Origin of the sequence: Testudinibacter sp. 'clade 2' (assembly GCF_006227735.1) — a bacterium.
Taxonomy (GTDB): Bacteria; Pseudomonadota; Gammaproteobacteria; order Enterobacterales; family Pasteurellaceae; genus Chelonobacter.
In genome coordinates this window covers 17,541-27,274 of sequence record NZ_VDHB01000013.1, presented here as the reverse complement: position 1 = coordinate 27,274, position 9,734 = coordinate 17,541, and the positions used below count along the sequence as shown (strand labels likewise).

The following is a 9,734-nucleotide window of genomic DNA, read 5'->3' as shown; positions in this document are numbered from 1 at the left end:
ATCTATGAAAGAAAATATTTTAGATTTAGAGATGAAGCAAAATTAAATATTAAATCAACATTTCTATTATTTAAATATGATGCCTCACCTCAATAATTAAAAACAATTGGCTTAGTTTTTCGATTAATTGATCCACTTCATTTGTTGATGCCGTATCAAGATTAGCGTTCCATTCATCTAACATGATCACTTTAATTTTTTGGTCTAAATGTTGTTGCAGTTCATTGAGATTATATTTTAATACTTCTCCGGTAGAGCAATGCGTTGTATTTGTTTGTGAAAACTGTAGATGGTGATAAGTCGGCAGGTAATAAGCTTGTTCTGCCAATTGTGTTTTCAGCCATATTAAATAAGACGATTTTCCGGCGCCGTTTGGCGCTTGAATTGTAATTCTTCCATGTTTAGGTAGATTATTTTTTAAATATTCCAAGTTGATCATTTTAATATTAAGATTAGCAGATGTACTAACGTTAAATTTATCCCATAAAATTCGCTGATAAATATCACTGTTTGTTGGCAGCGGTATCAGAGCTTGAAGTAATCCGTTTAATTTGGCTTTTAATGCAGACCATTGGGTAATATAGGAAATAATACTGTAGCAATATTGCAGCATAATGACCTGTCTTGGTAACGTTGCAATCAGCACCGCTAACATTGCTGGCGAAGTGCGGTATTGATAAAACAGAAATAGGATTAGCATAATAACCGGCGACATCATAATTAACATACCAACAGAGGAGACAATATTATTAAATTGTTTGCTTTTGACCGCGGAGAATAATAAAGATTGTTGTTTTTTCAGTAAGTCTTGTTGATAAAGATGATCATTATATTGATTGCCCAACGTACAGTTATCCCAGATTTGGGACAAGTGATGTTGCAATTCGGTACGATCTTGTTGTGCTTGGCGACTTTTTTCAGCGACATTAGTGTTGAATTTCAGGATAAAGCCTAATACTAATAACAGTCCGATAAAATAAGCATAAATAATATTGGCTTCTAACAAAAAGGCTAGAGTAATGATATTAAACAGTACATTTAATATCACGGCAATCCAATCATAAATAAAGCGATAAGATTCATCAATTACAAGAAAAGATTCAGACGATAAATAGGGCATCATGGTTTTTTTCTGGTTTTTATCAGCATTGATGTGGCTTAAGCCGTAAAACAGTGTTCTGAATTGAGCATGGTAGGCATTTAACGCAATTATTTTGGCTTTTTCCAATAAGCTGATGGAAATGACCGACGGAATATACACAATAATTAACGACACAATAAACAGCGATAAATACAGAAAATAGGGCTGTTGTGTGGCAATTCTTTCAGCACTGATCGCAATCCAATAGGTTGAAGATGCGATAATAACCTGTTGTATCAGTAATAATAGTAGCGCAAGCTTAAAAGTGCGGTTAAATAACAGGGTGTAATATGTTTTCATCTTAGGCTGTGCTCACTTAATTTTTATTATAAACAGACCATATAATAAAAAGATATTGATCACAAGCAGCGATGTGATACATCATTATCTGTGTGAGATATATCACAAATTCTTATTTTAAATAGTATTTCTACTGTTAGGCGGATATTCCGCTAAGATAGCGTTGCCAATCAAAAAATTGACCCGGATCGATTTTCCTTCCCGGTGAAATATCGCTATGCCCGACAATTCGTTCTGGGGTAATTTGTGGATAGTTTTGCATAATCAACGTGGTCAGTTGCTGCAAAGTGCGGTATTGCGCCGCAGTAAAAGGTTGATTATTTGAGCCTTCCAATTCAATGCCGATGGCAAAATCATTACATTTCTCCCGTCCCTGAAAGTAGGATAAACCGGCGTGCCAAGCGCGATCAGCAAAGTTGACGTATTGGGTAACTTCGCCCAAACGATTAACCAAACAATGCGCAGAAACCCGTTGCTGGTAAATCTTGGCAAAATAGGGGTGGGTATTGGGATCCAGTTTGCCCAGAAAAAATTGATCGATAAAATCACAGCCAAACTGCTCTGGCGGCAGGCTGATGTAGTGAATCACCAGCAGGGAAACATCGTCGGGATCAGGGCGTGCATCAAAGTGCGGTGACGAAATCTTGCGCACCGGCTGCAACCAGCCGTGCTGAATTTTTTGCGGGGGCAACATCATATTTTGCGATCTCAATTCCAGTAATTTTGCCGTTTTTAGATTTTTGTATGCAGCTTTGCGATGCTGAGGCGGTCAATTTTGAGCCGTCAATTTTTATCTAAATGAGGAAAAAATCATGCAACACTTTAATCTAAAATGCAATGTGAAAAACAAGCTTAAACACGGTTTTACCTTGGTGGAGTTGATGATCGTTATCGCCATTATTGCAGTGTTGGCGACCATTGCCGTACCGTCTTATCAAAGCTACACCCGCAAAGCGGCGCTGTCGGAACTGCTGCAAGCTTCAACCCCCTATCGTGGCGAGGTGGAGTTGTGTATTTATAATACCGGCGCAGCGACGGGGTGCAGCGGTGGCAGCAATGGTATTCAGCCGGATAAAACGGCAGAGAATAAATCGAAATATATCAAAACCATCGCCACCGCAGCAGGCAAAATCAGTGTCAGCGGTAAAAGCAGCTTGGAGGGCTACGGCTACACCCTGACACCGAGCGGCGGCAACGGCAGCGAAATCAGTTGGGCGGTGGCTTGCACTGCGCCGAATTCAGATACGGCTATTTTTCCGGTTGGTTTTTGTTCGTAGCAGCGGGAGTATCGGATGACTGGCGTTGATTCACTCACCATTCAAATCACAGCGCTGGACGGGCAGCTTTTTGAGATTGAACCATCACTGTGGCGACGTAATTGTCATGAGCAATCGTTGTTGCTACGCTATTTCGCATTGCCGCTGCAAGAAGATCAACAGCGGTTATGGCTGGGGCTGGATTCGCTGGATAATTTGAATGCTTGTGAGGTATTTGCATTTTTACATGATAAAAGCGTCGAGCCAGTGATTCTGGACAACAGTGTGTTGAAAAGCGCACTGCAACAATTAACTGCGACAGTATCAAGCAGCGTAGCAGATCAGCCGCAAGACTACACCCAAGCGGTATATTGTCACGATATTCCGGCTGTGCAAGAGGATAAACGTGATGAACCGGTGATTCAGTTGTTGGAAACGATTTTTGAACAGGCGTTGGCACAACGGGCATCAGATATCCATTTTGAACCGATAGCACAACTTAAATCGCAGCCACAGCTAAACGCACAAGGGTTGCAAGTGCGGTTTCGGGTGGACGGTGTGTTGAACGTCAATCGGCAAGTCAGCGCTAATTTTGCCAACCGTTTGATTTCAAGAGTGAAATTGTTGGCACATTTGGATATTGCCGAAACTCGATTGCCGCAAGACGGGCGCTTTCAATTTACCACCGCTTTTAATGATGTGTTGGATTTCCGTTTGTCAATTTTGCCGACCCAGCTGGGCGAAAAAGCGGTGTTGCGGCTGCAACAGAATAAGCCTGTCGAACTGGCATTTGCTGAATTGGGCATGACCGAGCGCCAACAATACTGTTTTCAACAGGCATTGCGCCAACCACAAGGATTGATTTTGGTGACCGGGCCGACCGGCAGTGGTAAAAGTATTTCGCTGTATACCGCACTTCACAGCCTGAACCAACCGGAAAAACATATTCTGACCGCCGAAGATCCGATTGAAATTAGTTTGCCGGGTGTTGTACAAACCCAGATCAATCCGGCGATTGGCTTGGATTTCAAACAACTGTTGCGCACTTTTCTGCGTCAAGATCCGGATGTGATTATGTTGGGCGAAATTCGTGATGAGGAGAGCGCACAGATGGCGATTCGGGCGGCACAAACCGGACATTTAGTGCTGTCTACTTTGCACACCAATGATGCACAAGCCGCAATCGGACGTTTGCAACAGTTGGGCGTTCCGGAGTATGAACTGGCATCTTGCCTGTTATTGGTGATTGCGCAGCGCTTGCTGCGCCGCCGTTGTGAATGTCGGCAAGCGCAGCAAGAACACTGTGGCAAATGTCAGCAAGGCTATTATGGTCGAATTGGCACTTATCAATTTTTACAACCGCACTTTAATAATAAAACCCGTGATAGCTTGCCGAAAGCGGAATATCGCTTGGATTTTGCCAGCTTGTATCACAGCGGAATGGAAAAAGTGCGGTCTGGCGTGACTGATCTGGCAGAGATTCAGCGAGTATTGGGAGATGGTAATGGCGGAATTTAGCTGGCAGGCAGTGAACCAATTGCAACGGCAACAGAGCGGTATGATTTTAGCGCCAAATGCTGAACAGGCAAAAGTGCGGTTGCTGGCGCGTGGCTTGCAGCAAGTAAAAGTGCGACGCAATTGGCGTCTGTCATCGGCGGTCAGCCATGCTGAGATTTGCGAATTGATGCAGCAAATGGCGATGTTACTGCAAGCAGCGCTGCCGTTAAAAACTGTGTTGCAAATGTTGAGCCAGAATTGTCAAAGCGAAAAATTACAGCTGTGGTTACAGCAGTTAGAACATGGAATCGCTGCGGGGTACTCATTTTCACAGACCTTATCTCAAGAGCCGCAGTTTTTGAATGAGCGTGATCGGCAGTTGATTAAAATTGGCGAAACCAGCGGAAAGCTGGCACAGATATGTCGTCAAATCGGCGAAGATAAAGCCAAAAAATTAGAATTACAGCGCAAATTGCAGAAAATTTTGTTATATCCGATGATGGTGCTGCTAATCTCTTTTGCTTTGACAGTGCTGTTGCTGCTGTTTGTGGTGCCGCAATTTGCCGAAATGTATCAACAAAATCAGCAGCAATTGCCGCTGTTTACGCAATTTTTGCTGCAACAATCACAGATCTTACAGGACTATGGCGGGCGTTTGGCGCTGTTATGCGCTTTGCTGATCGCTATCATAATCCGTGTTTACCGCCAAAGTGGCAGAATCCGTCGCAAATGGGCACAATGGTTGGCGGTATTGCCGCTGTTTGGGCGCTTGAATCAGCTTAGCTTGATTGTTGATTCCAGCCGCAATCTGGCGTTGATGCTGAATGCCGGGATTCCGTTGAACCAAGCGTTGCAAACGTTTTTAAATCCACAGAAGCCAGCGCAACACAGTCTGTTACAGCAGGAGATTAGCCAGAGTTTGCAGTTGTTGCAACAGGGTTATGCTTTTTCGCAAAGCGTCAGCAGTCGTTGGTTTCCACAGCAGGCGCAGCAAATGTTGCAGGTAGGCGAAAAGAGCGGTTGTTTGGGGCAGATGCTGCAACATATTGCCGACAATTATCAACGCCAGCTGGATCATCAGATCGATTTGCTGTCGCAACTGCTAGAACCCTTGTTAATGTTGTTGATTGGCGGGCTGATCGGTGCGGTGATGTTGGGGATGTACTTGCCGATTTTTGATATGGGAGCAATGTTGGGATGAGGTCGAAATAATGCAACCGAGCTTACTTTTGTTAATTTTTTTGGCACTGATCATCGGTTTATGGCTGAAATATGCGCTGGAACATTTTGCCGAACGAGTGAACCGCACTTTGCGCCAACAGTATCAAGATTGCTATTTGCCATATACGCAGCAGCAACTAGCCGCAGATTATCACTGGCTGTTGCCGATTAAAAGTCGTGCCCTGAATGGGTTGCCGCCGATTTTTGTCGGTTTGAGTTTGCTGATGAGTGGGTTTTCTTCGGATCTCCTAACGCAAATTTGGCTGTTGGCGTTGTTGGGCTTATTGACGGCAATCGGGATGCTGGATTTTTACTACCGTTTGATCTCGACCGCACTTTGCCAAGCGTTGGCGCTGCTGGCACTGTTTGGGGCTTGGCAGCAGATCGGTTTGGTATCACTGGCGCAAAGTGTGCAAAGCCTGTTGTCGGCGGTGGTGGTGAGTGGATTGTTTTTCCAAATCAGCCATTGGATTTACCGCAAAGAAGTGTTTGGTGAGGGCGATTGCTGGTTAATCAGCGCCCTTGCGATGTTTTATCCCTGGCAACAACTGCCGTTATTACTGCTGCTTGCCAGTGTATTAACTTTGCTGGCAGCATTGTTTGTTGCTCGCCGCCGGGCTGATTGGAAAACACAACAGCTGCCTTTTGCGCCGGCATTGAATATTTCGGCAATAGTACTATTTTTGCTATAGCTTAAATTATAAATAAAAATCAACAACCCCTATAGCGCCAACAGAATAATCTTCTCCGGATCAATGCTGACGTATATTGAATCACCGATTTGATATTGATCGGCAGAGTGATAGCTGGCGCAAAACTCAATTTGCGGACTGAGCTGAATAATCGCTTCGTGGCTGTCTTGCTGTTGTTGCAATGCGCTGATTTGACCTTTAAAACTGTTGGTTTTTTGTGCTTGTTGATGCAGGCTGACCCACGGTGCTTTAAACATCAGCAGTAATTCTTGCTGGACTTGCAACTGCAAACGCTCGGCACTGGCTTGGGTGATCGCAGCGCTAATCTGGCTATTCAAACCCTCAACTGCAATCTGCACTTGGCAATTCAGCCCTTGTGTACAAAGTTGTTGCACCCTGCCGATCAATTGGTTTCTGGCGCTGCTTTGCAAGCTGAATTTGGCGGTGGCAGACAGCAGGCTGGTGAGCGGAATGCTTTCGTCTTGCAAAATAGCAAATGCCCGTTGTTGAGTTTGTTCCAGCAATTGGTATAACCGCAGCACCCGTTTAGCGTAGGCAGTCAATGTGGTGCCGCCGCCTTCTTTGCCGCCGGTGCTGCGCTGTAATAACGGTTTTGGGCTGATCAAGTCCATTGCATTTAAATTATCCCAAGCGGTTTTATAGCTGATTCGAACCTGCTTTGCAGCTTGCGAAATCGAACCGCACTTTTCGATTTCACGCAGCAGATGAATACGCCGCGGATCGACAAACAATTGCTGTTGCAGTTTTATACTGAGATCGATATCAATATCCGCCATAAGAATTCCTATTGCTTATCTTGTTGTTTAGTCTTAAAGGTTTGTGATTCTTTTCGCATTTTAAAAGAAAACTCGGAATCTGGATAGACATCTTTTTTTATCGTTATATAATTAATTGTATATCGAATTTTTATTATCTATATTAGGAGAGATTATGTTAAAACAGATTATTCGTAGCAGCAAAAGTGCGGTTTTGGCGCTGGCTTTGGCGGCAGTATCATTTTCAGGACTAGCAAATGACAAGTTGACGGTATTTGCCGCCGCTTCGATGACAAATGTATTGCAGGATTTGGCGACAGAATTTAAGCAGGAGCAAAAAGAGGCGGAGATTGTGTTCTCGTTCGCTTCTTCTTCGGTGTTGGCGCGTCAAATTGATGAGGGCGCGCCGGCAGATATTTTTGTTTCGGCAAATTTGAAATGGGCGGACTTCTTGCAGGAAAAAGGCAAAATTATTGTCGATTCGCGTAAAATTATTGCCGGCAACAAATTAGTGATGATTGCGCCGAAAAGTGCTGGGGAATTGAAATTTGATTTGAACAGCGAGGAATGGCTGAAATATTTGGGCAAACACTTTTTGTCAGTCGGCGATCCGGAACACGTTCCGGTAGGAATTTATGCTAAAGCCGCATTAACCAAGTTAAATCAATGGGATAAGGTGGAGAAACAACTGGCACGCGCCGCCAATGTGCGTGCGGCCTTGACGTTGGTTGAACGTGGCGAAGCCCCGTTGGGGATTGTGTATGCCACCGATGCCGCTGCCAGTGATAAAGTGCAGATCGTTGGCGTATTTCCGGACGGCAGTTATGAAGCGGTGGAATATCCGGCAGCGATTGTCAACGGGCACGACAGCGAAACGGCACGGGCATTTATGGCATTCTTGGGCACTGACAACGCGAAAGCTGTTTTGCAGAAATATGGTTTCAGCGTAGAATAATTATCCTAGAGTGATAAAACCGCTCATCTATGCGTAGTCGATTGCGACCCACAGTCGCTGTCGACTAAATAAAAATTTCTCAAGGACACTTTTTGATCGACAGCATAATCCAAACCCTCAGCCTCAGCCCGGCGGAAATCAGCGCAATCCATCTCAGTTTAAAAGTTGCGCTGTTTTCAATGCTGCTCAGTTTGCCAGCGGCAATATTTTTTGCCTGGTTGCTGGCACGTCGTGATTTCTGGGGCAAGAATCTGTTGGATGGGATTATCCACCTACCGCTGGTGCTGCCGCCGGTGGTGATTGGCTATTTGTTGTTGGTGGCTTTTGGGCGTAACGGTGTTATCGGCAAATATTTGTACCAATGGTTTGATTTCAGCGTGGCATTCAGTTGGCGCGGTGCGGTGCTTGCTTCGGCGGTGGTGGCGTTTCCGTTGGTGGTGCGGGCGATTCGCTTGGCACTGGAAAATGTCGACCCTAAGTTGGAACAGGCGGCTCGAACGCTGGGCGCAAACAGCTGGCGAGTCTTTTTCACCATTACCTTGCCGCTCTCTTTTCCCGGTATTTTGGCAGGTTTAGTCTTGGGGTTTGCCCGTTCGTTGGGCGAATTTGGCGCAACCATTACCTTTGTCTCGAATATTATCGGCGAAACCCAAACCATTCCGCTGGCGATGTACTCTTTTATCGAAACCCCCTCGGCAGAAGCAGCGGCGGCTCGCCTGTGCATTATTGCGATTATCATTGCCTTGCTGTCGTTGGTTTTGTCCGAATGGTTAGCTCGACGGGCGAAATATAGACTGGGACAAAGCAATGCTTGAAATTAATGTGAAAAAACAGCTTGGCAGTCTGGCGCTAAGTGCCAACCTGCAAATTCCATCCAACGGTGTCACCGCACTTTTCGGCTTATCCGGCAGCGGCAAATCCTCATTGATTAATTTGGTGAGCGGGTTATCGCTCCCCGACCAAGGTTATATTCAACTTAATAACCGCACTTTGGTGGATACGCTGCGCAAAATCAACCTGCCACCGGAACAACGTCATCTCGGCTATGTGTTCCAAGATGCACGGTTGTTTCCGCATTATACCGTGAAAGGCAATCTGGCTTACGGTATGAAAAAAGTCAGCAAAGCGGTATATCAAGAAATTATTGAACTGTTAGGCATCGAACCTCTGCTGAAACGTTATCCGCTCACCCTGTCCGGTGGCGAAAAACAACGAGTGGCAATCGGCAGGGCGTTACTGACCGAACCTGAATTATTGCTCATGGACGAACCGCTAGCCGCCTTGGATCTGCCGCGTAAACAGGAGTTATTGGATTACCTCGATCGCCTGGCGAAAGAGATCAAGATTCCGATTTTGTATGTCAGCCACAGTTTGGAAGAGTTGCTACGTTTGGCGCAACGCGTGATTTTAATACAGCAGGGCAAGGTGCTGGCATTTGATGATCTGGAAACGATTTGGCAAAGTCCGCATTTTTTACCTTGGAAAGGCGTGCAGCAGCAAAGTGCGGTATTCAGCCTGCCGATTGAAATGCACCACCCGCTCTATCAGATGACCGCACTGAATTTTGCCGGACAACCGCTGTGGATCCACGAAATGCCGCAAAAAAATGCCGGTGATTTGGTGCGGATCTGCATTTACAGTTCCGATGTGTCGATTATTCTCCAACCGACAAAGGGCAGCAGTATCCGTAATGTGCTGGCGTGCCAAATCACTGAAATTGAAATCCAAGCACAACAAGTCGAAGTGCGGTTAAACGCCGACGGCTTGCAGTTCGGTGCCTCGATCAGCCGCTGGGCACTGGCGGAATTGAATCTGGCGACCGGAATGTGGGTTTATGCGCAGGTGAAAAGTGTGTCGGTGATTGCTTAGTATTCAAATTAGTCCTAAATATACCCA

At 45.4% G+C, this 9,734-nt stretch carries 10 protein-coding genes; 7 read left to right on the top strand and 3 right to left on the bottom strand.

Features of this window, described 5'->3' with window-relative positions; all coding sequences use genetic code 11:
* Window positions 1-70 precede the first annotated feature (70 nt).
* On the bottom strand, window positions 71-1,441 hold the full coding sequence (locus tag FHQ30_RS01485; RefSeq protein WP_139610278.1) for a hypothetical protein: 1,371 nt from the start codon (window positions 1,439-1,441) through the stop codon (window positions 71-73).
* Between the two features lie 136 nt (window positions 1,442-1,577).
* Window positions 1,578-2,138: a 1,6-anhydro-N-acetylmuramyl-L-alanine amidase AmpD gene (ampD, locus tag FHQ30_RS01480; RefSeq protein WP_442805629.1), complete on the bottom strand. Its 561-nt coding sequence runs from the start codon at window positions 2,136-2,138 to the stop codon at window positions 1,578-1,580.
* Window positions 2,139-2,253: 115 nt separating this feature from the next.
* Between ampD and FHQ30_RS01475 the strand changes: the two genes are divergently transcribed.
* From FHQ30_RS01475 to FHQ30_RS01460, 4 genes are read left to right on the top strand one after another with little or no spacing between them, the layout of a single operon-like run.
* Window positions 2,254-2,718 carry a prepilin-type N-terminal cleavage/methylation domain-containing protein gene (locus FHQ30_RS01475; RefSeq protein ID WP_139610279.1) on the top strand — a complete coding sequence of 155 codons (465 nt, stop codon included), beginning with the start codon at window positions 2,254-2,256 and terminating at the stop codon, window positions 2,716-2,718.
* Between the two features lie 15 nt (window positions 2,719-2,733).
* Window positions 2,734-4,215 (top strand): GspE/PulE family protein, encoded by a 1,482-nt coding sequence (locus tag FHQ30_RS01470; RefSeq protein ID WP_139610280.1) that lies wholly within the window; start codon window positions 2,734-2,736, stop codon window positions 4,213-4,215.
* Complete coding sequence (locus tag FHQ30_RS01465) at window positions 4,196-5,395, top strand: type II secretion system F family protein (RefSeq protein ID WP_139610281.1); 1,200 nt, start codon at window positions 4,196-4,198, stop codon at window positions 5,393-5,395. The genes FHQ30_RS01470 and FHQ30_RS01465 overlap by 20 nt, the downstream gene beginning before the upstream one ends.
* 10 nt (window positions 5,396-5,405) lie before the next feature.
* Complete coding sequence (locus tag FHQ30_RS01460) at window positions 5,406-6,107, top strand: prepilin peptidase (RefSeq protein WP_139610282.1); 702 nt, start codon at window positions 5,406-5,408, stop codon at window positions 6,105-6,107.
* 29 nt (window positions 6,108-6,136) lie between these two features.
* Here FHQ30_RS01460 and FHQ30_RS01455 read toward each other — a convergent pair whose 3' ends face one another.
* Window positions 6,137-6,904 carry a TOBE domain-containing protein gene (locus tag FHQ30_RS01455; RefSeq protein WP_139610283.1) on the bottom strand — a complete coding sequence of 256 codons (768 nt, stop codon included), beginning with the start codon at window positions 6,902-6,904 and terminating at the stop codon, window positions 6,137-6,139.
* Between the two features lie 154 nt (window positions 6,905-7,058).
* Here FHQ30_RS01455 and modA point away from each other — a divergent pair, with 154 nt between their 5' ends.
* The 3 genes from modA (at window position 7,059) to modC (ending at window position 9,707) form a co-directional block, all read left to right on the top strand.
* Window positions 7,059-7,838, top strand: coding sequence for a molybdate ABC transporter substrate-binding protein (gene modA / locus FHQ30_RS01450; protein WP_139610284.1), 780 nt, complete (start codon window positions 7,059-7,061; stop codon window positions 7,836-7,838).
* A 92-nt stretch (window positions 7,839-7,930) separates the two neighbouring features.
* A complete protein-coding gene (modB, locus tag FHQ30_RS01445; RefSeq protein ID WP_176552585.1) occupies window positions 7,931-8,653 on the top strand; it encodes a molybdate ABC transporter permease subunit in 723 nt (240 codons plus the stop codon).
* Window positions 8,646-9,707 (top strand): molybdenum ABC transporter ATP-binding protein ModC, encoded by a 1,062-nt coding sequence (gene modC / locus FHQ30_RS01440; protein WP_139610285.1) that lies wholly within the window; start codon window positions 8,646-8,648, stop codon window positions 9,705-9,707. The genes modB and modC overlap by 8 nt, the downstream gene beginning before the upstream one ends.
* Window positions 9,708-9,734: the final 27 nt, after the last annotated feature.

Excerpts from the sequence above, each read along its gene's own strand:
- FHQ30_RS01475 (WP_139610279.1), top strand. The coding sequence starts at position 2,254 with ATGCAACACTTTAATCTAAAATGCAATGTGAAAAACAAGCTTAAACAC.
- modA (WP_139610284.1), top strand. The coding sequence starts at position 7,059 with ATGTTAAAACAGATTATTCGTAGCAGCAAAAGTGCGGTTTTGGCGCTG.
- FHQ30_RS01470 (WP_139610280.1), top strand. The coding sequence starts at position 2,734 with ATGACTGGCGTTGATTCACTCACCATTCAAATCACAGCGCTGGACGGG.
- ampD (WP_442805629.1), bottom strand. The coding sequence starts at position 2,138 with ATGATGTTGCCCCCGCAAAAAATTCAGCACGGCTGGTTGCAGCCGGTG.
- FHQ30_RS01485 (WP_139610278.1), bottom strand. The coding sequence starts at position 1,441 with ATGAAAACATATTACACCCTGTTATTTAACCGCACTTTTAAGCTTGCG.
- FHQ30_RS01455 (WP_139610283.1), bottom strand. The coding sequence starts at position 6,904 with ATGGCGGATATTGATATCGATCTCAGTATAAAACTGCAACAGCAATTG.
- FHQ30_RS01465 (WP_139610281.1), top strand. The coding sequence starts at position 4,196 with ATGGTAATGGCGGAATTTAGCTGGCAGGCAGTGAACCAATTGCAACGG.
- modC (WP_139610285.1), top strand. The coding sequence starts at position 8,646 with ATGCTTGAAATTAATGTGAAAAAACAGCTTGGCAGTCTGGCGCTAAGT.
- FHQ30_RS01460 (WP_139610282.1), top strand. The coding sequence starts at position 5,406 with ATGCAACCGAGCTTACTTTTGTTAATTTTTTTGGCACTGATCATCGGT.